Origin of the sequence: Sphingopyxis sp. J-6 (genome assembly GCF_046603995.1) — a bacterium.
Lineage (GTDB): Bacteria > Pseudomonadota > Alphaproteobacteria > Sphingomonadales > Sphingomonadaceae > Sphingopyxis.
Map to the genome: position 1 here is coordinate 979787 of NZ_CP145810.1, position 26865 is coordinate 1006651.

Below are 26865 nucleotides of genomic sequence, written 5' to 3' on the forward strand. Positions count from 1 at the left end.
TGCGGGTGCGACGAAGCGAAGAAAGCGGCTGCCGCCAACCATCCGGCGCCAGCCCTCTTGCCAGCCCCGCTGCTGCGCACTAGGGCAAACCCCAACATTCACGGCTTAGTCAGAAAAGGAATAGCGCATGAGCGATTCGGCCGAAAAGGTTAAGAAGATCGTCGTCGAACATCTGGGCGTCGAAGCCGACAAGGTCACCGAAGAAGCGAGCTTCATCGACGATCTGGGCGCCGACAGCCTCGACATCGTTGAACTGGTGATGGCGTTCGAAGAAGAATTCGGCGTCGAAATCCCCGACGATGCGGCGGAAAAGATCGCCACCGTCAAGGATGCGATCGACTATATCGAAGCGAACAAGGGCTAAAGCCCATAGGGTCAGAACCCACCAAAGCCATGACCGAGGTTTGAAGCGATTTTGTTCAGGGCGAGGAGGCAAGGCGCAGGTATATTGGGATATTCCAAGGCTTGTCGACGCGGCCATGGACAAAATCGATCAAATCCCGAAGGGACATCGAAATGGCTTCGATCTCGGGGGAAAATTCCCTTGAAAACAGAACCACTGTTCCCGGCGGGAATTTTCCCCCGATATCTTCGCCATTTCGATGCCTCGATCATGGCTTTGGTGGGTTCTGACCCTTTGTCCGGCCTGGCCGGATGCGGCGGCAAGCCGCCCACGCATTTCCGGCTTCCCGGTCACGAGCGCATGCGCGCAGCGGCCGGGAAGCTTTTTTTATGCGCGCGGCTCCTCTAGAAGCGCGCCGGGTCAAGTGATGCGGGTTTCCCGTGGGGACGGGGACCGACGAAAGGAATGACTATGCGCCGGGTTGTGGTGACGGGTTTGGGTTTGGTGACGCCGCTGGGCGGCGACGTCGAAACCAGCTGGAAAAATCTGATCGCGGGCAAATCGGGCGCCGGTCCGATCACCCATTTCGATGCGTCGGACCAGAAGTGCACGATCGCGTGCGAGGTCAAGGGACCCGACCATGAATATGGTTTCGACCCCGGCAAGCGGGTCGACCACAAGGTCCAGCGTCAGGTCGATCCCTTCATCATCTTCGGCATCGACGCCGCGGGGCAGGCGCTCGAAGACGCCGGCCTCACCGAAATGACCGAGGAGCAGAAGGTGCGTGCCGGCTGTTCGATCGGTTCGGGCATCGGCGGCTTGCCGGGAATCGAGAGCGAAAGCCTGCTGCTCGCCGAAAAAGGTCCCGGCCGCGTTTCGCCGCACTTCGTCCACGGCCGCCTGATCAACCTGATCTCGGGGCAGGTCAGCATCAAATATGGCCTCAAGGGCCCGAATCACGCCGTCGTCACCGCCTGTTCGACCGGCGCGCATTCGATCGGCGACGCGGCGCGCATGATCCGCGACGACGATGCCGACGTCATGCTTGCGGGCGGCGCCGAGGCGACGATTTGTCCGATCGGCATCGCCGGCTTCGCGCAGGCCCGCGCGCTCAACATGAGCTACAACGACCGCCCCGAGCAGGCCAGCCGCCCCTATGACAAGGACCGCGACGGCTTCGTGATGGGCGAGGGCGCGGGCGTCGTCGTGCTCGAGGAATATGAGCATGCAAAGGCGCGCGGCGCCAAGATTTACGCCGAGGTCGTCGGTTACGGCCTGTCGGGCGACGCCTATCACGTCACCGCCCCCGATCCCGAAATGGACGGCGCCTTCCGTTCGATGAGCGCGGCGCTCAAGAAGGCGGGCATGACCCCCGCCGACATCGACTATATCAACGCGCACGGCACCTCGACGATGGCCGACACGATCGAACTGGGCGCGGTGAAGCGCCTGTTCGGCGACGCGATGTCGAACGTGTCGATGAGTTCGACCAAGTCGGCGATCGGCCACCTGCTCGGCGGCGCGGGCGCGGTCGAAACGATCTTCTGCATCCTCGCGATCCGCGACCAGATCGTGCCGCCGACGCTCAACCTCGACAATCCCGACGAGGGTACCGAAGGCGCCGACCTCGTTCCCAAGGTCGCGAAGAAGCGCAAGGTCAAGGCTGCGCTCAACAACAGTTTCGGCTTCGGCGGCACCAACGCCAGCCTGATCGTCAAGGCGGTCGAGGACTAAGCCAAAAAACAACTTCGTCATTCCCCCGAAAGCGGGAACCCAGCGAGCCAGCGTTGCGGGCCGGGTTCCCGCTTTCGCGGGAATGACGACGGTGGCTTTGATCGCGAAACGCTCTTTCCTACATTGCGCGACCATGCTCTATCACCCTGTCGCCAGCCTCGGCTAAGGCGACAAGGGAGACAGTTTCGATGCGCGCATGCGTATCCTTTGTCTCCTTAAGAGCGAATAGGGAGAAACTGGTGCATCCGTTCCGCTGGCTGACGATGGCGATCTTTGCATTGTTGCTCGCCGCCTGCTCGGGCGGCGCGCCGCATGATGCCGAGGTTGTCGTCCCGCCGGGTGCGAGCATCGCGAAGGCGGGGCAGATCCTCGAGGAAAAGGGCCTCGTCTCGGCCTCCGACTTCCGCAATCAGGCGCGCTTCTTCGGCTCGGACGACCCGATCAAACCCGGCGAATACAGGATCGAGAAGGGAATGGACGCGGGCGACATCCTCGCACTTTTCCAGTCGGGCAAGACGATCCAGCGCCTCGTCATGATCCCGCAGGGCATGCCTTCGATCATGGTGTGGGAACGGCTGATGGCCGAAAAGCGGCTCAAGGGCGAAATCCCGGTGCCCGCCGAGGGCAGCATCCTTCCCGACAGCTATGCCTTCACCACCGGCGAAAGCCGCGCCGCGGTCGTCAAACGGATGCAGGGTGCGATGGACAAGGCCTTCGCCGAACTCTGGGCAAAGCGTTCGCCGCGCACCGCGGTCAAGGACCGGAACGAGGCGATGGCGCTCGCGTCGATCGTCGAAAAGGAAACCTCGGTCCCCGCCGAGCGCCGCACCGTCGCGGGCGTCTATACCAACCGTCTCGCGGTCGGCATGAAGCTGCAGGCCGATCCGACGATCATCTATCCTGTCACTAAGGGCAAACCGCTTGGCCGCCGCATCCTGCGCTCCGAGATTCTGGCGGTGAACGATTATAACACCTATTCGATGATCGGCCTGCCCAAGGGACCGATTGCCAATCCCGGCAAGGCGTCGATCGCCGCGGTGCTCGATCCCGAGGCGAACGACTATCTCTTCTTCGTCGCCAAGGGCGACGGCAGCCATATTTTCGCGCGGACGCTGTCGGAGCATAATGCGAACGTCCAGAAATGGTATGCGCTGCGCCGCGAGCGCGGGGAGATGGAATAGCGGTTCCACCTATCGTCATCCCGGCCCTTCGACTGCCTTGGCAGGCGCTCAGGATAAATTTCAGCCTTTGGCTGAAGGCCGGGATCCCGACATCGTGGAGCAACGCTACGATGAGATCCCGGCCTTCGCCGGGATGACAAAAGACGGGGGATCGTTTGACCGCAAAGCTCTTCATCCACGGCGTGCCCGACAGCCCCGCCATCTGGCGTCCGCTGCTCGCCGCGCTCGATCTTGGCGACGCGCCCATCGCGGTTCCGGCGCTGCCGGGCTTTACCGGGCCGCTCCCCGCTGGTTTCCCGGCGACAAAGGAAGCCTATGCCGACTGGGCGGTCGGGCAGGCCGAGGCACTGTTCGCGGAGCACGGTCCGATCGATATCGTCGGACACGACTGGGGGGCGCTGATCGCACAGCGTGTCGCGATGCTGCGACCCGACCTGATCCGCAGTTGGGCGGTCTCGAACGCGGTGATCGACCCCGATTATCGCGGTCACCGGCTGGCCCGCATCTGGAACACCCCGATCCTCGGCGAACTGTTCATGGCGCTGAGCAAGCCGGCAAAACTCGCCGAGGGCCTCGCCGCGCAGGGCATGCCCGCCGACATCGCGGCAGAAGAGGCCGCGCAATGGGCCAGCAAGGACAAGCGGCGTGCGATCCTGAAGCTTTATCGCTCGGCAAAAGGGCTGAGCTTCGAGCATGACTGGGCGCGCGACGTCGGCCGGCTCCCGGCAAACGGTGCGCTGATCTGGGGGGAGGGCGATCCCTATGTCGAACTGTCGGTGGCGCAGCGCTTTTCGTCGAATACCGGCACGTCGCTGACCGTGATCGAAGGGGCGGGGCATTGGGCGATTGCCGAACGGCCGCGCGAGGTGGCGGCCGCGCTCTCGGCATTCTGGAGCGGGCTTTGATCGGTGCAATCGATCACTATGACTGGCACACTCGATTTGACCCCGGTGTCAATCCCTGCTTGAGCGACCCCGCGCGGACTTTCCGTAGAGGCGCGCAATAGCCGGCCCGGACATCCCCCCTCCCGTCCCGGCCGCTGGCGCCGTACCCATCATCGTGACTGCGACGATGGGTGCGGCGGACCAGCATTTTTTCGACGCGATGCGTACCGCCCATTTTCCCCCGGAGCGCAACCATCTTGCGGCGCACATCACGCTTTTCCACCAACTGCCGCCGTCGTGTCTCGACGAACTGACGCGGCTGATCCGCGCCATCGCCGCCGACACGCCGCCTCCGGCCGCGTCGCTGCGCGAAGTCTATTCGCTGGGCGGCGGTGTGGCCTTCCGTATCGACAGTGCCGGCCTGCTGGCGATCCGCGACCGCATCGCCGACCACTTCTTTGGCGCGCTCACCGCGCAAGACCGGGGAACGCCGCGCTTCCATATCACCGTCCAGAACAAGGTGACGGCCAGCGAGGCCAAGGCGCTGCTCGCCCGCCTTGCCGAAGATTTCCGTCCCCGGCCGCTGGCGATCGCCGGACTCGCCGCGCACCATTATCGCGGCGGCCCGTGGGAGACCGCCTTCGCGGCTAATTTCCGCGGACCGCGTACATGATATTGACCGCCGCAATCGCGATGCCTATAGGCGCGGCTCGCCCGATGCGGCGACCCTTCGGGGCGGAGTAGCTCAGCCGGTTAGAGCAGCGGAATCATAATCCGCGTGTCGGGGGTTCGAGTCCCTCCTCCGCTACCATCTTAAGCGGGAAATCTGTTCTCTCGACGTTCGCGGGTGCGCCTGTGGCGAGGGCGACTACGTTTTCGAGGCGGCCGACAAGTTCGATGTCGACGCCGCGGGGAGTCGATGCGGGCGTTACGATGACATGGTCGATCAGCGCGCGCAGGGTGCGCTGTGCGGACGCGTGCTCGCGTTCGTGGTTTTTCAGGAGGTCGGACAGGTTGTCGATCGCTTTGCGATACGCCTTTGCGATTGCTGGCGCGAGGATGATCATATTCTCGGCGTCGCGCTCGCGGCGGTCGCCGTCGATCGCGGCGCGCTCCGCTCGCGCGTTGCGCAGGGCGTCAACCAGTTCGGGAATGTCGCCGCCGCCGGCGACGGCCGTCACCAGATTGGCGATTTGCTTGTCGAGATCCGCGAGGCGCGAGGTCTGGCGACGGTCGAGGTCGGCTGCTTCGCGCGCCAACTGCTTTCGCATGCGCATGTAGGCGGCAACCGCCGCGTCGACCATATCGGCGCTGAGCAAATCCTTGCGCAAGCCAGCGATGACGCGGCGCTCGAGCTTGGCGTTATCGACCTTTCGCTTCGTTGCGCAGGTTCCCTTGGTCCGCGCCGTCGCGCACCCCCACATCGACGAATCGCGGATGACCATCGAACCGCCGCAGACGCCGCAGCGGACTATGCCCGACAGCAGCTTGCGCGGCCGTTTCAGGCGGACGATCGGCAGCCCCTTCGTGCCCGCTTTCCGCGCCTGGACGCGGTCCCAGCTTTCGCGGTCGACGATCGCGAGATCGGGAACAGGCTGGCGCTGCCACTGATCGAACGGGTTGAGGCGGGTCACGCGCCGGCGGGTGTCAGGATCCCGCGACATCGTCGTGCGATTGTAGATCATGACGCCGGCGTAGATCTCGTTGCAGAGGATGCCGTTACCGCGCTTCGCATCGCCATTGATCGCGCTGACCGACCATTCCCCGCCTGCCGGCGACGGCACGCCCTCCGCGTTGACGCGGCGGGCGATCGTGAGCGGGGAATCGTCGGCAAGATATTCGTCATATATGCGGCGGACGACGACCGCCTGATCGGGATCGATTTCCCGCAATCCGCGGATCGGTTCGCCTTTCGCGTCCAATTCATGGACCTTGCGGTAGCCATAGACGATGTTGCCAGCGGCGCGCCCTTCGGCGACGCGACCGCTGAGACCGCGCCGGATCTTGTCGGCGTTGTTCTTGCGAAACATCGACGCTTGCGCGCCGACCATGCCGATATGAAGTTCGCCGACGTCACCCTCCGACAGGGTGAAGATGCGGGCTCCCGCGTGACGGACATGGTCGAACAACCAAGCCATGTCGCCTTGGTGGCGGGAAAGGCGGTCGAGCGCTTCGGCGAGGACCTGATCGGTTTGGCCGGTCTTTACATGCTCGAGCAGCTGGTTGAGGCCGGGGCGATCGCGCACGGCGCCCGAAATTGCCGGGTCTGTGAAGATGCCCGATATCGTCCAGCCTTCACGCTCCGCGCGCTCCATGCAAATCCGCACCTGATCCTCGATCGAGCGAAGATCCTGCAGGGTGGTGCTGAAACGGGCGTAGATCGCGGTGCGCACGAATCGGGGCTCCTTTGCTGGCAGCCGCATGGTCGCGCCTCGCCATCGCTTCCGCAATAGCGACCGCAAGATCGCGCACGTGGTCGAGGCGTGCGCGATATGTCAGGTGGCGGAGCGATTTGCAAAGGCTGCGGAGCGGCGACGGACGGCGGCCAAGCGATCGTGAGCTGCTTTCCAGCGGTCGCGGGCGATTGCGTTTTTGGCATCGATCAGCGTCAGGCCATGGGCCATGGCATATTCGAAGATCTCGCGATGCTCGCGCCATTGTTGGGCAGGGGTAGGCCGCGGCTTTTTCACCGGGGCTGTCCTGATAGCGTGGCTTCGGGGAGCGGGATCGGGGGATGGGATGCGGCGAAGATCGCGTAGGCGGCGCCGCAGCGGCTGTTTCCGCATTCGGCAGTGGTGTTGCGGACCCAGAAATTCGTGCCGCCGCATTCGTGGCAGTGCATTCCGGCGTAATAGAGCGGGGTCGCGGGGCGGGCGGCAGGCATGTCGGGAACGGCCATCGGCATTCTCCTTTCAGGCAAAGTTGGCCGGCGCCCGGCAGGCGTCGGGGTTTTCGAAAATCCAGCAGTGGGAGCCGATGCCGTCGGGCCCGTTGACGTTCTTGTCGGCGACATATTTGCGGCGCTGCGAGCCGCGGAGCAGCTTCTTGACCTCATCCATCCGCAGGGGTGCGAGATTGAGATTGCGGACGCGCTGGTCGAACTGGTTAAGATTGATCGCGATCAGGGCCGGTTTTCGATGCCGGTTGATGCTGTCTTCGGGCTTCGTGCCCGCCCTTGCCTCGGTTGCGAGGATATAGTCGAACTTGTCCCAGAATTCGGCGACCAGCGGATGGTCGCCGCCGGCGGACAATTGGCGATCAAGAGCGAGGCCGTCGATGAAACGGATGGTGCGGCCGATGGCTTCGTCGCCCGCCTGATCGTCGATGGGCAGGATGGCGGCGGTCGCCTCGAGCGCGGCGGCAAGCTGGCTGTGGTTCTTGATGCAACGGGTGTTGAGCAGCCCGTCGACGCGGCCCTTCATATTGTCGCGGTGAAACCGATATTGTTTGAAATAGGTTTCGAGCCAGCGCTTTTCGTTGCGGACGATGTGGACGATGGTCCCCGAGACGTCCTCGACCTGCAGGCCCTCGATGCGCTCGGCGGCGGCGGGGCTGGCAGCGGTCCAGTGTTCCTTGTCGAAGCTGAACGACATCAGGCGTTCGAGGACGGCCGTGATGCTGTCGATCCGCTCATTCTGCATGAGATAGATCGCGCCAAGGAAAGGCGGTTCGACAGTTTCGGTGCCGCCGGTGCGGGCGCCAGTGCCGCGCGGGGAGCGGCCGTTATAGAGGGTCAGCAATTCGGTCCAATCGAACTGGCGCCGGTTGCCGCCGCGATCGTCGCGATTGCCCTCGATCAGACCGACCGGCAGATTCGACACCTTGACCATGCTGCGGCCGAGAAAGGCTATGGTGCCCTTGTTGGGATCGAAGCCTTCGTATCCCGAGCGGCCGAGCAGCTTCCAAAGGAAGGTGATCAGCGTCGTCTTGCCCGATCCGGCGTCGCCGGTGAGCTCGAGGAAGCCGAGGCTTTCCTGTCCCTTGCGGATCTGGACCGCGAACAGCGACATGATGAAGAAGGTGAGGGCCGTCAGGCCGCGTTCGCCCCAGCCAATCCAGAGATCCTTGATCCACCCATAATCCTGCCGGTCGGCGACATAGGTGATCGACAGGATGCGTTCGGTGGTGCGCAGCTTCACCGCGTCCCTACCGAATTCGAAGAATTTTTCGCTGTTTATGTGGATCAGGCGGCCGTCGCGCACGGCGATCTCGCCGAATACCCATGCTTTGTGGGCGTCGGAATAGCCGGTGAAAGGCAAGGGTTCGACGATGCGGATGCGCTGGGTCTGTTGCAGCATCAGCGAGTCCAACTGGTCGCTGGATCCGCGCCACGTCCCGGCAAAGGCCATCAGCCGCTTTTTGAACTCGCCGCTGGCGGCGCAGGCATTGCTGCTGAAACGCGCCTTTACGGTCGGCCGCGCCTCCGGGAAATCGACCTGCAGGAAATAGTTGGTTTCATCGAGCGTTTCGTCGCGCTCCATGTAGAGGATGCGGAACGCGCAATTGGCGATCGGTTCGACCTCGAGCCGTTGGGTCCGGTCGCCGCCTTCGTCCTGATCATAGGTGACCTTTGCCGCGAACATGCGGTTGTCGAAGCGGTAGGTGAAATTCGACAGCAGCCGGTGGCTGTGGATCAGCTTTGCCTTTTCGCGCGGGCTTTCGGCGATGGTGACAGCGCCGTTCCAAAGATATTCGTCGATCAGCGCGTCCGAATAAGGGGCGCGGTCGGCGTCGCCATTCCATCCCTGATGCTTGAGCAGCAGGTCATTCCAGTCCAGCTTGGTCCCTTCGCCATCGGGGCGAACCTGCGCCGCGGTTGCGTCCGGCCAGCCTTCGTTGCGCGCCCTCTTCACGAATTTGCGGGTGTAGCTGACGCCCGCGGCGCCGACGTCGAAGGCGAAGACGAGGCGCGGGCGGGTCTTGCGCTTTTGCGCGTTGATAGCGTTGATCAACTGCGCCAGCGCATGTTCGGGCCAGTTGTTGACGCTCATCAGGCTGACGGCCGTGATGCCGACCTGGTTCAATGCCCAAGCGTCGAAAATCCCTTCGGCGAGCCAGATTTCCTCTTCCCCGGCAAGGATCTCCCACGTCAGGAGCGGCGGCATCCACCAATGGCCACGCCAGTTGCTGTCATATTTGAAATTCGCCTTGCGCGGGAAACGCCCGGGACGGTCGATCAGCCGTTCCCACCAGCTATTGTTGGGCAAGGGAAAGCGCGCGGTGGCGGACACAGCGCCGGTTTCGCGATCGCGATATAATTCCTGCGAATAGGCGCCGCGCATCCCGTGCAGGTCGAGGCCGCGTTCGTGCACCAGATAGGCGTCGACAGTAGCGGTTGGATCGGCGTCGGTTTGCGGCGACCGTTTGGACCAGTCCTCGAACAGTTCGGGGAGGATATCGCGGACCTTTTCCTCCCACCCGCATTTTTCGATACGGCCGCATTTGACCATGCGCGGCTGGTCGGCCGAGCAATAGGCCTCCTTCTTTCCGCAACTGGGGCAGGTGCCGCCCTGAAGCCATTGCCCACGCACAGATTTGAACTGGAAGCGCGCTTTGAGGCTGGTCAGGACTTGGTCGGAAAAGGACATCGGGGACCTGTCGAAAGGGTGCAGTCAGGGGGCCGGCGAAATGCCGGAAAGCAGGGCTGAGCGGGGTAGAAGGGTCAGGCCGCGGCTTGGTCGGGCGGCTCGTTGTCGAACATGTCGATGGTGCGGGTGTCGTAGCCCGGCGGCGGCGGGAAATAGGTTTTGCGCGTGATGCTGTCGGGCGCCATCGGGATGTCGATTTGCGGGTTCGGAATGGCGCTGGGCGACAGGCCATAGACGATCGCGATCTGCGCCTTCCATGTGAAGCCGCAGTCGGTGTTGAGGCAGAGGTAGAACAGGTCCTTGCTGGTCGGCGTCACCATTTCGGATGTGCGGATATAGCTGGGGGCGCCGCAATGGGGGCAGGGGATCAGCGAATGGCGCCGCGTCAGATTGGGATCGTCGCCCGTGACGACGTTGCGCTTTTTACGGTTGCGGATAACGGGCGCGTTCACTGGCGGGCCTCCCGCTGGATCATGCGGACCTCCGCCCGCATGGCGAGCGCGGCCGCGATAACCTGATTGGTCGCCTGTTCGATCCGCGCCGCCTCGTCCTGATCGATATTGCCGTCGGCATGGGCGGCGAGGACGGTTTCGGCGAGTTTGCCCGACCGTTTCGACTGTTCGGCGAACAGCATCAACAGGTCGCGCCCGGTGGCGGCGATTGTCGGGGTTGGGACCAGTTCGAAACCGGCGCGGCGGGCGAGCAGGGCGGTGACATGCGGGTGTCCCTCATGACCCAGAGTTTCGGATTCGAGCGTCGCGACTTCGTCGATGCGCAGCCACTTGTCGCGGCGCTTATGGCAACAGGCGCTGACATGCTGTTGCGGCCGCTGGATACGCTCACCCGCCGCGACCTGCCCGCCATAGGTGCTGACAAGCTGGCCACAGGCGGTCTTGAGTTCCTGATGCTCGACGGGGAGGGTGATATAGCGATCGTCGCTCATGCCGCTTTCCCGACCGGCGCAGTATGATCGTGCAACTTACTGCCTTCCGCGCAGCCGACGATGGTGGCAGCAAGGGCAAGGCAGCAGCGGCGGGCAGGGGTGCCGACGCAGCGAGCACAGGGGCGTGAATTTGCAAAAAGCGAACAGGCCGCGGAACCGGAAAGGGGCAGTGGTTCCGCAGCCTGTTCGCAGTCCGACGCCGCCCATGGACGAATGGCGGTCGGCCGGATCGGCAGGCGGGGCTGTCCGCTGCCAATGGAAAAACGGTGATGAAGCCCCCCGGCCATCGTCAGGCGAACCTTCGCCCGGGGGCGGCAAAATCGACGCCGTAAAAGCGATCTTCGACCTGTTGGTCGATCATCGGTTCACGCGGGTAGATATCGGGACGCAGGTCATGCCGCGAGACGCCGTAGAGGCGTTCGGCGTCGAGAACGTGTTCGGGTGGCATCTGTTTGGTCTGGTTAAGCCAGCGCCAAACTGTCGACTGAGCAAGCTTCAAATCACGAGCCAGCTTCGGCTGGCTTCCGGCGAGTTCAAGGCATCTCTTGAGGGCCTCAAAGCGAGAGAGCGGTTCAACCATGAGAATGCTCTATCGGAAAACCGATAGGATGGTCAAGTGGAAAACCGATATACGAATTTATCGGAAATTCGATAGGGTATTGCGATGGTAAATATCGCACGCTTGAACGAATGTTTGCAGGCTATTGGGATTTCGCAGAGCGAGCTTGCTCGTCGCGTAGGTGTGGCGCAGGGGACGATCGCTGGGCTATTTACAGGGCGGCAGCGAGGATCGAAATACATCTACCGAATTGCTGCTGAACTCGGAACTTCGCCGCAATATTTGATGGGAGAAGATCTTAAGGTCGTGGCTTCGCCTCGGCGGGGGTTCCAAGGACCTCCTCCGAGCATCGGCGACGAAAATGCCGAATTGTCCGAAATTGATCTCCTTGAAGGCGTGGCTGGATTCAAGGGCGTTGGTGCAAGGAAGCGGACATTTTCTCGTGCGCTACTGCGGAACTTCACTGATGCCCCTGCAGAAAGTTTGGTTGTCGCCTATAGCATCGGCGACGACATGCGGCCGACAATCGACGTTGGAGACGCGATGCTGATTGACCGTTCGCAGAACACGCTGAATGCGCAGAACAAGATTTGGGTAGCTGCGTTCGGCAAGATGACCATGATCAAGCGCCTCAATCCTCGGCCGAATGCTAAGATCCAAATCCTGTCGGACAATCCCGTCGTGCCAGCCGACACGGCCGAAGCCGCCGACCTAAAAATACTGGGCCGCGTCGTGGCGGTGTTTCGTAAGACGTAGGGAGGAGGAGGCGTGGCTAGGATCATCACAGGCCCCCGGCGCAATCTGCGAACGAATTTGCGCAAGCGACCCGATAGTTCGAAGAGTGCAGGCCCGGAACCGCGGCCCGATTTCGAGGACCCGTTGTGGACCGGGAGTATTCCCTTGGTCAGGCAGTCTACGCCGCCGCCATTCGTACTGATTTTCTTGCTGGTCACCTTGGCCTTTGCTGCATGGACGCCATCGCCGATGGTGGCGTTCGCTTGCGGCTTTGTCACAACGGCTGCCGGCTATTCCGCGCTGATCATCTTCCTCGCGCGCCGGCAGGCGAACCGCTCGGGACCTGAATTTTCGGCACTGGCGGTTGCGTCGCCGAACCCTGTCGAGTCTGGTGGTCGCCGCGATGAAGCAGAAGTATCCCAAGCGACCTTCGTCGAAGCGAGCCACGGCGAAGGTGCTTACCGTCTGATTGAGCCCGATTCGGCGACGAAGATCGAGCGCAAAGCTGGGGCAACTTTTATTCGGAAAAGAAACTTGAGGCCATCGGTGGGGGACGAGTGATGAGCGACCAAGGGGGCATCATCGAGAAGCTCATCGAGTCGATGCAATCGCCCTATGATTGGGCAGTCGCGGGATTAAGCGGTGTCGCTGCAGCGGGCGTCGAAGGATATTTCAACCTCCTGCATCCCGTATTCTTTACAGAACCCACTGTGGGCATTTGCGCCGCGATACTTGCGCTTTCGTTCAAAAGAGCGGGGACGCAGGTGCGCAGCGATCGCAGGCTGTCAAAAGACATGGAGAGTGTGCGCCGGTATCTCGGAAATCTGATCGACGAAGTCAGCGACCCGAAATTGCAAGAGTCGCTGTCGCTTGATTTGCGGTTGGCGCGATCGGATCCTGCTCAGTTGCAGGCGGTCCGTAGCCGGGTCGAACAAGTCATTGCCGCGCGAATGTCAGCGCCATCCGACGTGGCTGTAAAAGGGAAGAGGACCACCGGCGCGAGGCAGAGGTAGCGTACTACCAAATCCGCAGAAGAAACCCGACTACGCGCATCATCCCGAACAACATGATCGCTGCGACAAAGATGAGCTCCCCATAGAATAGCGCCTTGCGCCGCCGGCTGGGCGGTGGATCGGGGTCGAGCGGGTCGGGCCAAGGCCTCGGCATTGGGAAACCCCTTGTTTGGACCGCGTTTTCGTGGTCGTGGCGGCAGCTTAACCGGCTCAGCGAGGAGCAGGGAAAGGCATCGGGGCAGGCCGCTACCAGAGCTTCCTTTTGCCGGTTATCTTGTCGATCGCTCGCTGCCCTTCCTTGCCTCCCTTCTTCAGCGTCGCCTTGCCTTTTTCTGCCGCTCGTTTCGCAGCATCGGCAATTTCATCTTTCGCCGCGAGGACGGCGCCGCCGGCGGGCCCCAGAACCAGATATTTGCCCGCATTTTCCTTCGCATATTCCTCGACGCCGCGGCCCGCGTCTTTTGCCTCGTCGTAGACCTGCAGTTCCATAAGGATCTGCTTTGTCGCGTAGCGGCCCTGAACCCAGTCCGGGGCGAGGATGACCAGCGGATCGCCCTTCAGGGCGCCTTCGACCATCGACGGGCAGGAAACCTTGTTGGCATAGGCCGAGATCGCTCCCGCACTGGCCAGGTCGGCTCCGCTTCCTTCGGCCACCGCGCCCGCGATGACGGTGCATGCCTTGACATAGTCTTCCGGGTCCGACGACACTTCGAAACTGGATGCCGAGCCGGGCTCGTTCAGCGCCACGATGGTCGCCTTGCCGTCTTGCGGAGCAAGGCATTCGAGCGAACGGATGACGGCCGCGCGTTGCTCTGCATTTTCCTCGAGCGTGAGCGTGCGGGTCTTTTTCGCCGCCTGATATTTTGCATTTGTTTCGGCTGCGGCGTCGCAGGTGATGCTTGGATCGCCAGACAGCGAAACCGGCATATGTTTCGGCTTGGGAGCTTGTTCGGTGTCGGCCACTTCAGCAGCCGGTTCTGTTGGCGTGTCGGGCGTTTTCTGGTCCGAGCTGCCGCATGAAGACAAAATCAGCGATGCTGCCACAATGGCGGCGCCATATTTCCTTTTTGCCATGTTGATTCCCCTTCGATCATATGGCCGAAGCTAACATGGATTATGGGCGATCGTGAGTCCTTGCCGCGATTTCGGACTATTCACCAAAGATCGTCATCGAGCGCGCTATCGAACTGAAATATTTTCTATGTCTCCATTGTTCTTTTCGACGTTGCCAGATTGGCTACATTGCCCTCCGTTGAGGATCAGCGTGCAATAGGCACCCCCTTCGTGGGGTGATCGGCGTGCAAAAAGGACCCCTTCATCCCGGGGATTTAGTCGGCCGACTGGTTTTGATCAGTTGGCGAGAACGGGATGTTGATCGTGGAGACAGTGGTTCGGATTCGGCGTGAGCATGCAGCGGGTAAGGCGATCAAGGCGATCGCTCGTGACCTTCGTTTGTCGCGGAAGGTCGTCCGCAAAGCGATCCGGTCGCCGGAGGCGGCGTTCAACTATCAGCGCAAAGTCCAGCCTTTACCGCGGATTGGCCCCTATCAGGAACGGCTCGATGTGCTTCTCGAGGAGAACGAGGCGCGAGGTCGCCGCGACCGGCTGCGGATGACGCGTATCCATGATCTGCTTGCGCGTGAAGGGTTCGAAGGTTCCTATGACGCGGTGCGCCGCTATGCGGCGCGCTGGCGTGCTGCGCGTCGGAAGGATGCCGGCGAAGGTGCACCGGCGTTCATCCCGATGACCTTCCAGCCCGGCGAGGCCTACCAGTTCGACTGGAGCCATGAGGATGTGGAGATCGCCGGCAAGCCGATGCGGATAAAGGTTGCGCACGCTCGTCTCTGCGCATCGCGCACGCCTTATGTCCGGGCCTATCCGCGTGAGAGCCAGGAGATGCTGTTCGATGCCCATGCTCGGGCGTTCGCTTTCTTCGGCGGCGTGCCCCGGCGCGGTATCTACGATAATATGAAGACGGCGGTGACGAGCGTGTTCACCGGCAAGGAGCGCGTGTTCAACCGCCGCTTCCTGATCATGACCGATCATTACATGGTCGAGCCGACGGCCTGCTCACCAGCAGCGGGATGGGAGAAGGGCCAGGTTGAGCAGCAAGTCCAGACGATCCGGGGCCGCTTCTTCCAGCCGCGGCTTCGGTTCGCCAGCCTGGCCGAGCTCAACGGGTGGCTGGAGGCGGAGTGCCGACGCTGGGCCGAGCATCACGCCCACCCCGAGCGCAGCGACATCACCGTCGCCGAGGCGCTGGAGATGGAACGACCGGCCCTGCAGCCGATCCTGGCACCGTTCGACGGCTTCCATGAGAGCGAGCATGCCGTCACCGGCACCTGCCTCATCAGCTTCGATCGGAACCGCTACTCGGTCATGTCGACGGCCGCGCGCCGGACCGTGCAGGTGCGTGCCTATGCCGATCGTATCGTCATCCGTTGCGGCGAAGAGATCGTCGGGGAGCATGAGCGCCACTTCGGTCGGAACCGCACCATCTACGATCCTTGGCATTATCTGCCGGTCCTCGCGCACAAGCCCGGCGCGCTCCGTAACGGGGCGCCGTTCCAGGACTGGGATCTGCCGCCCGCGTTGCATCGATTACGGCGAAGGCTCGGCACCGGGGACGAGGCGGATCGCAGGTTCGTGCGGGTCCTCTCGGCGGTGCTCACCGATGGCCTGGAGCCGGTAGAGGCTGCCGTGCGCGAAGCGTTGGCGAACGGAACGGCCAGCGACGAGCTGATCCTCAACATCCTCTCCCGGCGCCGCGAGCCGGCGACACCCCACAGCATCGTCACTTCGGAAGACCGGATGCTGCAGCATCCTCCGCTCGCCGACTGTGCCCGCTATGATCTGCTGCGAGGCTATGATGCAGCGGCATGATATGATCGACACGATGCGCGGCCTCGGACTCAAGGGCATGGCGGCGGCGTTCGACGAGGCGGTCACCACCGGCCTCCAGCGCAAGCGCACCACCATGGAGATACTGACCGACCTGCTCCGTGCTGAGGCGACCCACCGGGATGCAGCCTCCATCCGCTATCGGATGACGGCTGCGAGGCTGCCCGTGGTGAAGGACCTGGAGCGGTTCAGCTTCGAGGGCACACCGATCAATGAGGAGATGATCCGCTCCCTTCACGATGGCTCCTTCCTCCCGCCTCGCCGCAATATCGTGCTGGTCGGCGGCACGGGGACAGGCAAGACCCACCTCGCCATCGCGATCACCGCCAATGTCGTGCGAAGGGGCGCTCGCGCCCGCTACTTCAACACCGTCGATCTGGTGACACGCCTCGAAGAGGAGACCCGGATCGGCAAAGGCGGGACCCTGGCGGCGCAGCTGTCGCGGCTCGACCTGATCGTGCTCGACGAGCTCGGTTATCTGCCGTTCGCCCGCTCGGGAGGGCAGTTGCTGTTCCACCTCATCAGCAAGCTTTATGAGCGGACCAGCGTCATCATCACCACGAACCTCGCCTTCGGCGAATGGCCGACCGTGTTCGGCGATCCCAAGATGACCACGGCGCTGCTCGACCGCGTCACCCACCACTGCGATATCGTCGAGACGGGCAACGACAGCTGGCGCTTCAAAAACCGCAGCTGACAGCCACCTTCGGCGCCTTCAAAAATCTATCTTGCGCTGCGCGCGCCTCCGGTCGGGCTACGCCCGCCCTCCGCCGCACGCAGCGCAAGGCCATCTTCAACAAACCAGCATCATATTATCCGAAAAGGGGGTCCCTCTTCGACGCCGATCGGGGGTCCCTTTTGAACGCCGTTTGACAGTCACGCGGAGACAAATGGGTTGGCGAAATAGATCGCTTCCGGTCATTGTGGTCCTGGAAAATCACAAGGCCTATAGAAGGTCGGCGAACGCCCGAAGTCGCGCTGATGATTTCCAGTTGCAGGCGATCCGCCCCATGCTGGATCGCGTAAATCCACATGATCGGAGCGCATGGCGGGATCGCCGTCAAGCGACCGCCGATACCTTCTTGAAGTGCTTCTGGATCATCGGATGACCCTCAGGATCGTACACATGTGAGACCATCCTCGATCCGTCTTCGCTCAGGCGGCGAAGCATGGTGTAGTTCATGACACCGTTCATATCGAGGCTCAGGCGATAGTGCGATCGCTCGTCGATATAGATCTGCTTCACCAGCCCGACCGCCAGCCCGGGTTTGAAGCCGTTGATCTCGATCCAGGTATTCTGACCTTCGGGCGTCGAGAGATCGCCCTCTACCCGATCAAGAACGTAAGGAACCCAATCCGCCTGATCGTAGGCGCACTGATAACCCATATAGGCAAAGATGCCCGGCTGACTCTCATTCTTGTGCGTGTAGGCCATCACATTGCCGAAGTGCTGCATCGAGATTGTCTGGCTCAGCCAAGGTTCCGGCACCCATTGGTCGGTCTCGTAGGACCAGATCTTGGATCTTTCGGTGTCCATTTCCCAAATGCCGTCAAAGCCCTTGGCGTCCAAGACCCTGTTCATAACCCTCCTTCTCCCTGCAACCGGGTTTTATCATACATCTATGCCCTACATTACAGGAAAGAGTCGCTCGGCGTCAAGGAGTGTATCCAATATTGTCGTACAAAAATGTTTTAAATCTTGACCTTTCGACTTGAGGTGATAGTGCGGCGGCTCGCGGCAGGGGCGCTTATCGGGCGCGGGTGTATGCGGTCGGGAGGCTCATTCCATGTTCAATGACGTTGTAATCGTGTCGGCGGTTCGCACCGCGATCGGAGACTTCGGCGGAAGTCTGAAAGACATATCGCCCTCCGAACTCGGCCGGCTGGTGATCCAGGAGGCGGTGCTTCGCGCGGGCCTGCTACCCGCCGATATCCATCACGTCGTTATGGGACAGGTCATCCAGAGCGACCCGAAGGACATATTTCTGGCGCGCATCGCGGCGGTCAAGGCGGGCATTCCGACAAGCGCTCCGGCCCTGACGCTGAACCGGCTCTGCGGGTCGGGGGTGCAGGCGATCGTCTCCGCAGCCCAGATGATTCGTCTGGGCGAATGCCAGGCCGCAGTGGCGGGCGGAGCGGAGAGCATGAGCCGCGCGCCCCATATCGTGCCGGCCATGCGCTGGGGAAAGCGGATGGGTGACGCGCCGATGCTCGACGCGATGCTGGAGGCGCTGCACGATCCATTCGGCCACGGTCATATGGGCGTCACTGCCGAAAATGTTGCACAACGTCACGCCATCAGCCGGAGGATGCAGGACGAAGCGGCGGTGGAGAGTCATCGCCGCGCCGCGCGAGCCATTGCGGAGGGCCGGTTCGAGGAACAGATACTTCCGGTCGAGATACGCACACGCAAGGGGACCAGCCTGTTCCGCACCGATGAGCATGTGCGCGGCGACACCGATCTTGACCGCATGAGCCAGTTGAAGCCTGCCTTTTTGAAGAAGAATGGAACCGTCACCGCCGGCAATGCTTCGGGCCTGAACGACGGTGCGGCCGCCTTGGTGCTGATGAGCGGCCAGGAGGCTGCACGGAAATCGGCCCAGCCGATAGCGCGCATTCTGGGCTGGGGACATGCCGGCGTCGATCCGGAAGTGATGGGACTTGGCCCGGTGAAAGCGGTGCCGCTCGCGCTAAAGAGCGCCGGGCTGGCACTTTCCGATATCGATGTGATCGAAAGCAACGAGGCTTTCGCAGCGCAGGCTTGCGCGGTTGCCAGCGAGCTGGGCCTCGATCCCGAGCGGACCAATCCCAATGGGAGCGGCATCTCGCTGGGCCATCCGGTGGGCGCCACCGGAGCGATCATAACGGTCAAGGCGATCTACGAACTGAAGCGTATCGGCGGGCGCTATGGGCTTGTGACCATGTGCATCGGCGGTGGTCAGGGCATTGCCATGGTGATCGAGCGGATCTGACTGCCACAAAGATTGCCGTCATAGGGGCGGCGCGACGGTTTTCGAACAAGGAACAGGGCCGATGGATATTAATCCGAGCGAGAAAAGCGTGGAGTTGGGCGAACGCCTGAAGGATTTCATGGCGACGCATGTCTATCCCAATGAGCGCCAATATTATCTGGAGGCGGAGCGGCGCGGACCCTGGGCTGTCTATCCCATGGTGGAAAAGCTGAAACCGCTGGCTCGCGATGCCGGGTTGTGGAACCTGTTCCTGCCGGCGCACGAGTGCGAGAAAGGGTTGAGCAATGTCGACTATGCGCCGCTTTGCGAAATCATGGGACGATCGCTTTTCGCGCCCGAAATCTTCAACTGTTCGGCGCCCGATACCGGGAATATGGAAACCATCCTCCGTTATGGCACGCAGGAGCAGAAGGACCGCTGGTTGCAGCCGCTGCTGGCGGGCGATATCCGTTCCTCTTTTGCCATGACCGAGCCTGAGGTGGCTTCGTCCGACGCCACCAATATCGGCACCTCGATCATGCGCGATGGCGATGATTATGTCATAAACGGGCGCAAATGGTACACCACGGGCGCGACCGATCCGCGCTGCAAAATCCTTATCGTCATGGGCAAATCCGATCCCGAAGGGGAGGATGCCTATCGCCGTCAGTCGATGATCCTGGTGCCGAAGGACACGCCGGGCGTTCGGGTCGTGCGCGCGCTGCCGGTGCTTGGCTTTTACGGTGTGCCGGACAAGGCGGCGGAAGTGTTTTTCGACAATGTCCGCGTGCCGGCCGCCAATATATTGCTGGGAGAGGGGCGCGGCTTCGAGATTGCGCAGGGCCGGTTGGGGCCGGGGCGTATCCATCATTGCATGCGGCTCATCGGTCTGTGCGAACGGGTGTTGGAGCGCATGTGCCGGCGGGCGGAGCAGCGCTTTCCGTTCGGCCGCGCGCTTTCCGAGCAGACGGTGACGTTGGAACGTATCGCCGAGGCGCGCATCAGGATCGAACAGGCGCGTCTGTTGACGATGAAGGCCGCTTGGATGATGGACACCGTCGGAAACAAGGCGGCGCGCCAGGAGATCGCCATGATCAAGGTCGTCGCGCCCGCAATGGCGCAGCAGATTGTGGACTGGGCCATCCAGATATTCGGCGGTGGCGGCACGAATAATGATCATTATCTGGCGGCTGCGCTCGCCAACGCACGTCTGCTGCGCTTGGCCGACGGTCCGGACGAGGTGCACCGCAATCAGATTGCGAGGCTGGAAGTAGCGCGATACCGTGGCACCAATCCGTTACGCAGCGGCGGTAATGCGGACGTATTGTCACGGGAAGAAGCGGAAATGATGGCGCGCGAGGGCGGTTGGCCCAAGCCCGCAGGCTGGGATCTGGGCTGACGTATAATGGCGGCGCCGTGAGGGGATTCCATCAGTGCGCCGCCCGCGAACACTCGCCGAAGTTATGCGAATCTCAGGGTTGGGACGTTCTACGCCAGATCCGCTGGGCCCAGCCGCGCAGATCTTCGAGCAATTCCGCATCTTCCGGTGCGCCCATGAAGCCGCCATGGGGCATGGCTTCCATCACTATCAGCTCGCTCGGCACGCCCGCGCGGCGGATGGTGTTGTGGAAACGGACCGCGTTGGAAAGGAACAGGTCGCGGGTTCCGGTCGAGATTATCGTCGGCGGAAAGCCCTTCGAAAAATCCGCAAAGAGCGGCGACAGGGTCGGGTCGCGCAGGTCATGGCCGTTTGCATAAAGGACGTTGATGGGCATCAGGCTGTCGCGGAGTACCACATCCACACCGCGATTGGTCTGGAAGCTGTCGCCTGATTCAGTGAGGTCGATTTCCGGGGTCTGGAGGATCAGACCGGCGGGGAAGGGCGCCCCGATCTCGCGCAGGCGCAGCATCAGCGCCGCGGCCAGATTGCCGCCGGCCGAGGCCCCCTGGACTATGATGCGCTCGGCAGGGTGTAGCTCAAGCAGCGCGAGAAAGGCCGCGACACAGTCGTCGAGCGGCGTTGGATAGGGAAAATCCGGCGGCATGCGGTAATCGGGCGCGAAGACCTCCACCTCATATTCCGTCGCCGCCTTCATCGCAAACCGCCGCACGAGATCGCCCCCGCCCAAGATCAATCCTCCGCCATGCAGATCGAACAGGATGTCGGGGGCTCCGTTGGCGGTATTGCGCGGCACTGCGCGGTAGGACGGGACGCCGCCCAGGTCGATCGGTTCGGCCTGGCTGGCGGCGTCGTGCGCCGCGGTGAATATCATCGCGCTCATGCCCTCGTCGCTGGCCTTTATCATCGCTTTCCAGGAAGCGAGGTCGTCGCTGGCCGGATATGCAGCCGTGTCGCCGCGCGCAAAGGCCGCCAACATTTCGCGGGCCTGACCGCTCACCGACAGGGGCAGCGGAATCAGGCGTTCCGGCACATGCAAGGGTTCGAAATCCATCTGGTCGCTATCCATTTTATTCCTAGCTGGCCGGTCTCAAGGTTTAGCGAAGTAGCGTGGCGGGCCGATCGCCGGCAAATCGGCCCGCCCGATCCATCCTGCCGCGGACAGTCAACGCAAATCAGGCCAGAGCGGCAAAAGCTTCATCGGGGGCTCTGGCGAAGCGTTCCCGGGAACGGCGCATGTGCCGCCGCATCGCGCTCTCGGCGGTCTTGGGCTCGCCCGCGAGCACGGCTTTGGTGATCGCGGCATATTCGTCGAGTTGCGCCTGCCGGTCCTGTGCAGTGAGATAGGGTATGATCTGGAGGCGCAGCAACTGGATCTGAGTTGTCGGCAAGAGGCGCGTCAGTTGCATATTGCCCGCTATGGCCAGGAGTGTGTCGTAGAAGTGGTGGCGCTGCCCGATGAAGAGGGCATTTTCGCGATGCCGATCGCCTTGGCCGTCGAGGACTTCATATGCCTCCTGCATGAGCTTGGCATTCTGATCTCCGTTCGCGGCTTCCGCTGCCAGACGGGCCATCAGGCATGTCAGCACTTCAAGCACATCCAGCATTTCATTGGCATCGAGGCGGCTATAGGCGCGGATATAAGCGCCGCGATGTCGTGTCAGCGTGACCACTCCCTCCGCCGCCAATCGCTTGAGCGCCTCGCGCACCGGTCCGCGACTGACGCCCACAGTTTCAGTAAGGTTCGCTTCGATCAGCTTTTGGCCGGGTACATATCGCGCTGACCCTATCCCGCGAATGATTGCATCGACGACGCGGTCGGAAGAACTGGCCGTGTCGTCGTCCATTTCCGGGAGATCGGCTTTCTGAAGATACATTGGCCATCCTGAGGCTGGGAGTTTCGTTGGCGGTCGCGTTTTGGCTAATTTCATTTTACGAAATTGTACAACATATTTGTTGTTAGCACAATCAATCTCTCTGGCAAGTGTTACGTTGGGGCCGGAGATCAATCTTGACCTGAGGGCGGTTTCCCGCGTATTGTTATACAATAATGTCCTATTGTGAACGAATCGGGAAGGCGCGGACGCGATGAATCGGTGGCGGCTTGACGGGAAGGTGGCGCTGGTGACGGGCGCCTCGGGCGGGATCGGCGCCTATTTTGCGCGGGTGATGGCGTTCGCCGGGGCCGAGGTCGTGATCGGCGCGCGCCGCGCGGATTCGATGAAAGCCGTGGCTGACGATATCCGTGCCGCAGGTGGGCAGTGCGAGACGGTCGCGTTGGATGTTGCCGACCCCGCGAGCATCGCCGCGATCGAGCCCATTCTCGACCGTGTCGACGTCCTCGTCAACAATGCCGGTATTGTCCGCAATGGTGCGGCGCTGGACCAGAGCGAAGCCGACTGGGACGCGGTGATCGACACCAACCTCAAGGGCATGTTTCTGATGTCCCAGGCCGTGGCACGGGCGCTACGCGCACGTGGCGCGGGCGGATCGATCATCAATATCGCCTCGATTCTGGGCTTGCGGCAGGCGGGGGCGGTGTTGCCCTATGCCGTATCCAAGTCCGGCGCGATCCAGCTGACCAAGTCGCTCGCGCTGGAACTTGCGCGCTTCGGCATCCGCGTCAATGCGCTGGCTCCCGGCTATCTCGCGACCGAGCTTAACGGCGAGTTCTGGGAAAGCGATGCCGGCCGGGCGATGATGAGACGCATTCCCCAGCGGCGTCTCGGCCAGCTTGAAGATCTCGACGGGCCGCTGCTGCTGCTCGCTTCCGACCTGTCCGCCTACATGACCGGATCGGTGATCGAGGTCGATGGCGGCCATCTCGTCAGCTCACTCTGAGGACATCATGGTACAGAAAATCCATCCAGATGCGCCATCCGCGCTTGCCGGTTTGCTGTTCGACGGCATGACCATAGCGGCGGGCGGCTTCGGTCTATGCGGCATTCCTGAAACACTGATCCAGGCCTTGGTCGACAGCGGCACCACCGGCATTACCGCCGTGTCGAACAATGCCGGGGTCGATGATTTCGGCCTCGGCAAGCTGCTGCGCACACGCCAGATCGCCAAGATGGTCAGCTCCTATGTCGGGGAGAATAAGGAGTTCGAACGGCAATATCTGGCGGGTGAGCTGGCGATTGAATTCTGTCCGCAGGGCACGCTGGCCGAACGGATGCGCGCGGGCGGAGCGGGCATCCCTGGCTTCTACACACGCACCGGCGTTGGCACGCTGATCGCCGAGGGCAAGGAGACCAAGGTCTTCGACGGCAAGACCTTCGTGCTCGAACGCGGCATCGTCACCGATCTGGCGATCGTCAAGGCGTGGAAGGGCGACCCCTATGGTAATCTCGTCTTCCGCAAATCGGCACGGAACTTCAATCCGATGGCCGCGACCTGCGGCCGGGTGACGGTCGCCGAAGTGGAAGAGCTCGTCGGGCCGGGCGAGTTGGAGCCCGACCAGATCCATACGCCTGGGGTCTTCGTGCAGCGGCTCATCCTCGCGACGCATAACGAGAAACGCATCGAACAACGCACCATCCGCACGGAGGCCCGATAATGCCCTGGACGAGGGACGAAATGGCGGCGCTGGCCGCTGCGGAGTTGCACGACGGCTTCTACGTCAATCTGGGCATCGGCATACCCACGCTGGTTGCCAACCACATCGCGCCCGGCATTGACGTGACCTTGCAGTCGGAGAACGGGATGCTCGGTCTCGGGCCGTTCCCGACAGAGGCGGGGGTGGACGCCGACATCATCAACGCCGGGAAGCAAACGATCACCGAACTCGACCGGACCAGCTATGTCTCCTCGGCGGACAGCTTCGGCATGATCCGCGGGGGGCATATCCAGCTGTCGGTGCTCGGCGCGATGGAAGTTGCCGAAAATGGCGATCTCGCCAACTGGATGGTGCCCGGCAAGATGGTGAAGGGCCCAGGCGGAGCAATGGATCTGGTCGCGGGCGTGCGACGGATCATCGTGCTGATGGATCATGTCGACAAGCAGGGCACGGCGAAATTCCGCAGGAACTGCACACTGCCGCTGACGGGGGCCAATGTCGTCGACATGATCATCACCAATCTGGCCATTTTCGAACGTCCCGACCGGCAATCGGCCTTTCTGTTGCGCCGCCTGGCGCCTGGGGTCACCGTGGAGGAGGTACGGAACCTGACCGAAGCGAAATATGGCGAGGCTCCGGCATGAACGGCATCGGGATGGCCCGGGCGATGGAGAACGCCGATCGTGTCGAGGCGTTCGTCCGCGACATCGTCATCCCTTATGAACGCGACCCGCGGCGCGACAGCCATGGACCAAGCGATGCGCTTGTTCAGGAGATGCGTGCCAAAGCGCGCGAGGCGGGCGTTCTCACGCCCCATATCCTGGCCGATGGCAGTCATTTGTCGCAGCGGGAAACGGCGAAGGTGCTGATCCGTTCCGGCCTGTCGCCGCTCGGGCCGCTTGCCTGCAACACGATGGCGCCCGACGAGGGCAATATGTATCTGCTCGGCAAGGTCGGCTCTCCCGAACTCAAGGCCCGCTTTCTGGAGCCGCTGGTTAGCGGCGCGGCGCGTTCGGCCTTCTTCATGACCGAACCGGCGGAGGATGGCGGCGCCGGTTCCGATCCTTCGATGATGAAGACGGTCTGCCATCGCGACGCCGATCATTGGGTCATCAATGGCCGCAAGGCGTTCATCACCGGCGCGCAGGGCGCGCGGGTGGGCATCATCATGGCGAAGTCGGATGACGGCGCCTGCATGTTCCTCGTCGACCTGCCCGATCGGGCGATCCGCATCGAGCGCGTGCTGGACACGATCGACAGTTCGATGCCCGGCGGCCACTCGATCCTCGCGATCGACAATCTGAGGATTCCCGCTGACCAGATGCTGGGCAAGAGCGGCGAGGGCTTCACCTATGCACAGGTTCGGCTGTCGCCGGCGCGGCTGTCGCACTGCATGCGCTGGCTGGGCGCCGCGATGCGCGCGCACGAGATCGCGACTGCCTATGCCTGCAAACGGCAGGCCTTCGGCAAGCTGCTGGTCGACCATGAGGGCGTCGGCTTCATGCTGGCCGAGAATCTCATCGACCTGAGGCAGTCCGAACTGATGATCGACTGGTGTGCCGACATACTCGACGGCGGGTCGCTGGGCACTGCCGAAAGCTCGATGGCGAAGGTGTCGGTGTCCGAGGCGCTGATGCGCGTTGCCGACCGCTGCGTGCAGATCATGGGAGGCACGGGGGTCAGCGGCGACACCATCGTCGAACAGGTGTTTCGCGAAATCCGCGCCTTCCGCATCTATGACGGTCCGACCGAAGTGCACAAATGGTCGCTCGCCAAGAAAGTGAAGCGCGATTTCCTGAAGGGCTATGCGGCATGAGCGGCGCGGCGGACCCGAATGTCGGGACGACGCCGGTCCGCCCCGGCTATGGCTTCGACGAAGCGGCGCTGGCGCAGTGGATGGAGGCCAATGTCGCCGGCTTTTCCGGCGCCATGGCAGTCGAGCAGTTCAGGGGCGGTCAGTCTAACCCGACATACAAGCTGGTCACGCCCGACAAATCTTATGTTCTGCGTCGCAAGCCGCCGGGCCAGTTGCTGAAGGGCGCACATGCTGTGGAGCGCGAGGCGAGGGTGCTGACCGGCCTTGCCAGGGCGGAGTTTCCTGTGGCTGCCGTCCATGGCCTGTGCACCGACGACAGCGTCATCGGCACCTGGTTTTACGTCATGGACATGGTCGAGGGGCGCATCTTCTGGGATGCAACCATACCCGGCGTTTCCGATGTCGAGCGTGCGGCGATCTTCGATGCCATGAACGCCACGATGGCCCAGTTGCACAGCGTGGACTATGAAGCGACCGGCCTTGGCGACTATGGCCGACCCGGCAATTATTTCGAGCGGCAGATCGGCCGCTGGTCGAAGCAATATGTGGAAGACGCCGACGCCGGCCGCGATCCCTATATGGATCGCCTGATCGAGTGGCTGCCTGCCAACATCCCCGCCGACGACGATGCGACGGCTATCACGCATGGCGATTTCCGCCTCGACAATATGATCTTCGCGCCCGATGCGCCCCAGGTGCTGGCGGTGCTCGACTGGGAATTGTCCACGCTGGGGCATCCCGGCGCCGATTTCGCCTATCATGCCATGATGTATCGGATGCCGCCGAATATCGTCGCCGGGCTAAGGGGGGCGGATGTCGCGGCGCTCGGCATTCCGAGCGAGGCGGACTATGTCGCGGCCTATTGCGCGCGGGTCGGTCGCAAGGCGATGCCCGCGTATGATTTTTACGTCGCGTTCAACTTCTTCCGCCTCGCCGCCATCTTTCACGGCATCAAGGGGCGGGTGATCCGCGGCACCGCCTCATCGGCACAGGCGAAGGAACGGGTAAAGATATTGCCTGAACTGACCGCGTTGGCCTGGGAACAGGCACAGAAGGCGGGCGCATAATGGCAGCAGCTTTCAGGGCGATGACACGGCTTTCGGGGATTTCGGAGGCCCAATGCGCGGCCGACATCGGCATATGTGTTTCTCACCTGTTCCAGATGCGGCCGACCGGTGTTCTTGTAGTGGGAGCGCTCGAGACGGCAGCCGATGATGGATCGCGCCGGTCGGGCTTGTTTGAATTGGGATGGTAATCTGCCG

Annotated in this window: 28 protein-coding genes and 1 tRNA gene; 18 read left to right on the plus strand and 11 right to left on the minus strand. The window is 62.4% G+C overall.

Features of this window, described 5'->3' with window-relative positions:
- The first annotated feature begins 127 nt into the window (after positions 1-127).
- From V6U71_RS04825 to V6U71_RS04850, 6 genes are all read left to right on the plus strand, one after another.
- Positions 128-364, plus strand: coding sequence for an acyl carrier protein (locus V6U71_RS04825; protein WP_003039428.1), 237 nt, complete (start codon positions 128-130; stop codon positions 362-364).
- A gap of 450 nt (positions 365-814) precedes the next feature.
- Entirely contained in the window at positions 815-2077 is a 1263-nt protein-coding gene (fabF, locus tag V6U71_RS04830; protein WP_411341182.1) for a beta-ketoacyl-ACP synthase II, read from the plus strand.
- 263 nt (positions 2078-2340) lie between these two features.
- Positions 2341-3258, plus strand: a complete 918-nt coding sequence (gene mltG, locus V6U71_RS04835; RefSeq protein WP_411342310.1) for an endolytic transglycosylase MltG — start codon at positions 2341-2343, stop codon at positions 3256-3258.
- Positions 3259-3413: 155 nt separating this feature from the next.
- On the plus strand, positions 3414-4163 hold the full coding sequence (locus V6U71_RS04840) for an alpha/beta fold hydrolase (RefSeq protein ID WP_411341183.1): 750 nt from the start codon (positions 3414-3416) through the stop codon (positions 4161-4163).
- A gap of 166 nt (positions 4164-4329) precedes the next feature.
- Positions 4330-4815 carry a 2'-5' RNA ligase family protein gene (locus V6U71_RS04845; RefSeq protein ID WP_411342311.1) on the plus strand — a complete coding sequence of 162 codons (486 nt, stop codon included), beginning with the start codon at positions 4330-4332 and terminating at the stop codon, positions 4813-4815.
- A 61-nt stretch (positions 4816-4876) separates the two neighbouring features.
- A tRNA-Met gene (locus tag V6U71_RS04850) sits at positions 4877-4953 on the plus strand.
- Here V6U71_RS04850 and V6U71_RS04855 read toward each other — a convergent pair.
- The 7 genes from V6U71_RS04855 to V6U71_RS04885 all read right to left on the minus strand — a co-directional run bounded on the left by V6U71_RS04855 (position 4910) and on the right by V6U71_RS04885 (position 11253).
- Entirely contained in the window at positions 4910-6565 is a 1656-nt protein-coding gene (locus V6U71_RS04855; RefSeq protein WP_411342312.1) for a recombinase family protein, read from the minus strand. The two genes, V6U71_RS04850 and V6U71_RS04855, sit on opposite strands and share 44 nt — an antisense overlap.
- Positions 6566-6637: 72 nt before the next feature.
- Positions 6638-6832 (minus strand): hypothetical protein, encoded by a 195-nt coding sequence (locus V6U71_RS04860; RefSeq protein WP_411341184.1) that lies wholly within the window; start codon positions 6830-6832, stop codon positions 6638-6640.
- A complete protein-coding gene (locus V6U71_RS04865) occupies positions 6829-7041 on the minus strand; it encodes a hypothetical protein (RefSeq protein WP_411341185.1) in 213 nt (70 codons plus the stop codon). The genes V6U71_RS04860 and V6U71_RS04865 overlap by 4 nt, the downstream gene beginning before the upstream one ends.
- Positions 7042-7054: 13 nt before the next feature.
- Positions 7055-9730: a toprim domain-containing protein gene (locus V6U71_RS04870; protein WP_411341186.1), complete on the minus strand. Its 2676-nt coding sequence runs from the start codon at positions 9728-9730 to the stop codon at positions 7055-7057.
- Between the two features lie 74 nt (positions 9731-9804).
- Complete coding sequence (locus V6U71_RS04875; protein WP_411341187.1) at positions 9805-10182, minus strand: ogr/Delta-like zinc finger family protein; 378 nt, start codon at positions 10180-10182, stop codon at positions 9805-9807.
- A complete protein-coding gene (locus V6U71_RS04880; protein ID WP_411341188.1) occupies positions 10179-10673 on the minus strand; it encodes a phage regulatory CII family protein in 495 nt (164 codons plus the stop codon). Before V6U71_RS04880 ends, V6U71_RS04875 begins: the two co-directional genes overlap by 4 nt.
- A gap of 289 nt (positions 10674-10962) precedes the next feature.
- Positions 10963-11253, minus strand: a complete 291-nt coding sequence (locus V6U71_RS04885) for a transcriptional regulator (RefSeq protein WP_411341189.1) — start codon at positions 11251-11253, stop codon at positions 10963-10965.
- An 84-nt stretch (positions 11254-11337) separates the two neighbouring features.
- Here V6U71_RS04885 and V6U71_RS04890 point away from each other — a divergent pair, with 84 nt between their 5' ends.
- The 3 genes from V6U71_RS04890 to V6U71_RS04900 all read left to right on the plus strand — a co-directional run bounded on the left by V6U71_RS04890 (position 11338) and on the right by V6U71_RS04900 (position 12980).
- Positions 11338-11988 carry a LexA family transcriptional regulator gene (locus V6U71_RS04890; RefSeq protein WP_411341190.1) on the plus strand — a complete coding sequence of 217 codons (651 nt, stop codon included), beginning with the start codon at positions 11338-11340 and terminating at the stop codon, positions 11986-11988.
- 144 nt (positions 11989-12132) lie between these two features.
- Positions 12133-12528, plus strand: a complete 396-nt coding sequence (locus V6U71_RS04895) for a hypothetical protein (protein ID WP_411341191.1) — start codon at positions 12133-12135, stop codon at positions 12526-12528.
- Positions 12528-12980 (plus strand): hypothetical protein, encoded by a 453-nt coding sequence (locus V6U71_RS04900; protein ID WP_411341192.1) that lies wholly within the window; start codon positions 12528-12530, stop codon positions 12978-12980. Before V6U71_RS04895 ends, V6U71_RS04900 begins: the two co-directional genes overlap by 1 nt.
- Before the next feature lie 246 nt (positions 12981-13226).
- Here V6U71_RS04900 and V6U71_RS04905 read toward each other — a convergent pair whose 3' ends face one another.
- A complete protein-coding gene (locus V6U71_RS04905; RefSeq protein ID WP_411341193.1) occupies positions 13227-14054 on the minus strand; it encodes a hypothetical protein in 828 nt (275 codons plus the stop codon).
- A gap of 294 nt (positions 14055-14348) precedes the next feature.
- Here V6U71_RS04905 and istA point away from each other — a divergent pair, with 294 nt between their 5' ends.
- Together istA and istB are read left to right on the plus strand one after the other, a co-directional pair.
- Positions 14349-15863, plus strand: coding sequence for an IS21 family transposase (gene istA, locus V6U71_RS04910; RefSeq protein WP_068878314.1), 1515 nt, complete (start codon positions 14349-14351; stop codon positions 15861-15863).
- Positions 15850-16578: an IS21-like element helper ATPase IstB gene (gene istB / locus V6U71_RS04915; protein WP_031304487.1), complete on the plus strand. Its 729-nt coding sequence runs from the start codon at positions 15850-15852 to the stop codon at positions 16576-16578. Before istA ends, istB begins: the two co-directional genes overlap by 14 nt.
- A 363-nt stretch (positions 16579-16941) precedes the next feature.
- On the opposite strand, the gene V6U71_RS04920 is transcribed toward istB, so the two are convergent.
- Positions 16942-17463 (minus strand): hypothetical protein, encoded by a 522-nt coding sequence (locus tag V6U71_RS04920; protein ID WP_411341194.1) that lies wholly within the window; start codon positions 17461-17463, stop codon positions 16942-16944.
- A 205-nt stretch (positions 17464-17668) separates the two neighbouring features.
- On the opposite strand from V6U71_RS04920, the gene bktB reads away from it, so the two are divergent.
- Both bktB and V6U71_RS04930 read left to right on the plus strand, forming a co-directional pair.
- On the plus strand, positions 17669-18853 hold the full coding sequence (gene bktB, locus V6U71_RS04925; RefSeq protein ID WP_411341195.1) for a beta-ketothiolase BktB: 1185 nt from the start codon (positions 17669-17671) through the stop codon (positions 18851-18853).
- A gap of 61 nt (positions 18854-18914) precedes the next feature.
- Complete coding sequence (locus V6U71_RS04930) at positions 18915-20231, plus strand: acyl-CoA dehydrogenase family protein (RefSeq protein ID WP_411341196.1); 1317 nt, start codon at positions 18915-18917, stop codon at positions 20229-20231.
- 73 nt (positions 20232-20304) lie between these two features.
- On the opposite strand, the gene V6U71_RS04935 is transcribed toward V6U71_RS04930, so the two are convergent.
- The gene (locus V6U71_RS04935) at positions 20305-21300 is read right to left on the minus strand and encodes an alpha/beta hydrolase fold domain-containing protein (RefSeq protein ID WP_411341197.1); all 996 of its coding nucleotides are present in this window, start codon (positions 21298-21300) and stop codon (positions 20305-20307) included.
- A 106-nt stretch (positions 21301-21406) separates the two neighbouring features.
- The gene (locus tag V6U71_RS04940; protein WP_411341198.1) at positions 21407-22078 is read right to left on the minus strand and encodes a GntR family transcriptional regulator; all 672 of its coding nucleotides are present in this window, start codon (positions 22076-22078) and stop codon (positions 21407-21409) included.
- Positions 22079-22319: 241 nt separating this feature from the next.
- Here V6U71_RS04940 and V6U71_RS04945 point away from each other — a divergent pair, with 241 nt between their 5' ends.
- From V6U71_RS04945 to V6U71_RS04965, 5 genes are read left to right on the plus strand one after another with little or no spacing between them, the layout of a single operon-like run.
- Complete coding sequence (locus V6U71_RS04945; protein ID WP_411341199.1) at positions 22320-23072, plus strand: SDR family NAD(P)-dependent oxidoreductase; 753 nt, start codon at positions 22320-22322, stop codon at positions 23070-23072.
- 7 nt (positions 23073-23079) lie between these two features.
- Positions 23080-23787: a CoA transferase subunit A gene (locus V6U71_RS04950; RefSeq protein WP_411342313.1), complete on the plus strand. Its 708-nt coding sequence runs from the start codon at positions 23080-23082 to the stop codon at positions 23785-23787.
- The gene (locus V6U71_RS04955) at positions 23787-24431 is read left to right on the plus strand and encodes a 3-oxoacid CoA-transferase subunit B (RefSeq protein ID WP_411341200.1); all 645 of its coding nucleotides are present in this window, start codon (positions 23787-23789) and stop codon (positions 24429-24431) included. The genes V6U71_RS04950 and V6U71_RS04955 overlap by 1 nt, the downstream gene beginning before the upstream one ends.
- A complete protein-coding gene (locus V6U71_RS04960; RefSeq protein ID WP_411341201.1) occupies positions 24428-25603 on the plus strand; it encodes an acyl-CoA dehydrogenase family protein in 1176 nt (391 codons plus the stop codon). Before V6U71_RS04955 ends, V6U71_RS04960 begins: the two co-directional genes overlap by 4 nt.
- Positions 25600-26670 (plus strand): phosphotransferase, encoded by a 1071-nt coding sequence (locus V6U71_RS04965; protein ID WP_411341202.1) that lies wholly within the window; start codon positions 25600-25602, stop codon positions 26668-26670. The genes V6U71_RS04960 and V6U71_RS04965 overlap by 4 nt, the downstream gene beginning before the upstream one ends.
- Positions 26671-26865: the final 195 nt, after the last annotated feature.

Excerpts from the sequence above, each read along its gene's own strand:
- V6U71_RS04825 (WP_003039428.1), top strand. The coding sequence starts at position 128 with ATGAGCGATTCGGCCGAAAAGGTTAAGAAGATCGTCGTCGAACATCTG.
- fabF (WP_411341182.1), top strand. The coding sequence starts at position 815 with ATGCGCCGGGTTGTGGTGACGGGTTTGGGTTTGGTGACGCCGCTGGGC.
- mltG (WP_411342310.1), top strand. The coding sequence starts at position 2,341 with ATGGCGATCTTTGCATTGTTGCTCGCCGCCTGCTCGGGCGGCGCGCCG.
- V6U71_RS04845 (WP_411342311.1), top strand. The coding sequence starts at position 4,330 with ATGGGTGCGGCGGACCAGCATTTTTTCGACGCGATGCGTACCGCCCAT.
- V6U71_RS04855 (WP_411342312.1), bottom strand. The coding sequence starts at position 6,565 with ATGCGGCTGCCAGCAAAGGAGCCCCGATTCGTGCGCACCGCGATCTAC.
- V6U71_RS04865 (WP_411341185.1), bottom strand. The coding sequence starts at position 7,041 with ATGGCCGTTCCCGACATGCCTGCCGCCCGCCCCGCGACCCCGCTCTAT.
- V6U71_RS04870 (WP_411341186.1), bottom strand. The coding sequence starts at position 9,730 with ATGTCCTTTTCCGACCAAGTCCTGACCAGCCTCAAAGCGCGCTTCCAG.
- V6U71_RS04880 (WP_411341188.1), bottom strand. The coding sequence starts at position 10,673 with ATGAGCGACGATCGCTATATCACCCTCCCCGTCGAGCATCAGGAACTC.
- V6U71_RS04885 (WP_411341189.1), bottom strand. The coding sequence starts at position 11,253 with ATGGTTGAACCGCTCTCTCGCTTTGAGGCCCTCAAGAGATGCCTTGAA.
- V6U71_RS04890 (WP_411341190.1), top strand. The coding sequence starts at position 11,338 with ATGGTAAATATCGCACGCTTGAACGAATGTTTGCAGGCTATTGGGATT.
- V6U71_RS04900 (WP_411341192.1), top strand. The coding sequence starts at position 12,528 with ATGAGCGACCAAGGGGGCATCATCGAGAAGCTCATCGAGTCGATGCAA.
- V6U71_RS04905 (WP_411341193.1), bottom strand. The coding sequence starts at position 14,054 with ATGGCAAAAAGGAAATATGGCGCCGCCATTGTGGCAGCATCGCTGATT.
- istA (WP_068878314.1), top strand. The coding sequence starts at position 14,349 with ATGTTGATCGTGGAGACAGTGGTTCGGATTCGGCGTGAGCATGCAGCG.
- istB (WP_031304487.1), top strand. The coding sequence starts at position 15,850 with ATGCAGCGGCATGATATGATCGACACGATGCGCGGCCTCGGACTCAAG.
- V6U71_RS04920 (WP_411341194.1), bottom strand. The coding sequence starts at position 17,463 with ATGAACAGGGTCTTGGACGCCAAGGGCTTTGACGGCATTTGGGAAATG.
- bktB (WP_411341195.1), top strand. The coding sequence starts at position 17,669 with ATGTTCAATGACGTTGTAATCGTGTCGGCGGTTCGCACCGCGATCGGA.
- V6U71_RS04930 (WP_411341196.1), top strand. The coding sequence starts at position 18,915 with ATGGATATTAATCCGAGCGAGAAAAGCGTGGAGTTGGGCGAACGCCTG.
- V6U71_RS04935 (WP_411341197.1), bottom strand. The coding sequence starts at position 21,300 with ATGGATAGCGACCAGATGGATTTCGAACCCTTGCATGTGCCGGAACGC.
- V6U71_RS04940 (WP_411341198.1), bottom strand. The coding sequence starts at position 22,078 with ATGGACGACGACACGGCCAGTTCTTCCGACCGCGTCGTCGATGCAATC.
- V6U71_RS04945 (WP_411341199.1), top strand. The coding sequence starts at position 22,320 with ATGAATCGGTGGCGGCTTGACGGGAAGGTGGCGCTGGTGACGGGCGCC.
- V6U71_RS04950 (WP_411342313.1), top strand. The coding sequence starts at position 23,080 with ATGGTACAGAAAATCCATCCAGATGCGCCATCCGCGCTTGCCGGTTTG.
- V6U71_RS04955 (WP_411341200.1), top strand. The coding sequence starts at position 23,787 with ATGCCCTGGACGAGGGACGAAATGGCGGCGCTGGCCGCTGCGGAGTTG.
- V6U71_RS04960 (WP_411341201.1), top strand. The coding sequence starts at position 24,428 with ATGAACGGCATCGGGATGGCCCGGGCGATGGAGAACGCCGATCGTGTC.
- V6U71_RS04965 (WP_411341202.1), top strand. The coding sequence starts at position 25,600 with ATGAGCGGCGCGGCGGACCCGAATGTCGGGACGACGCCGGTCCGCCCC.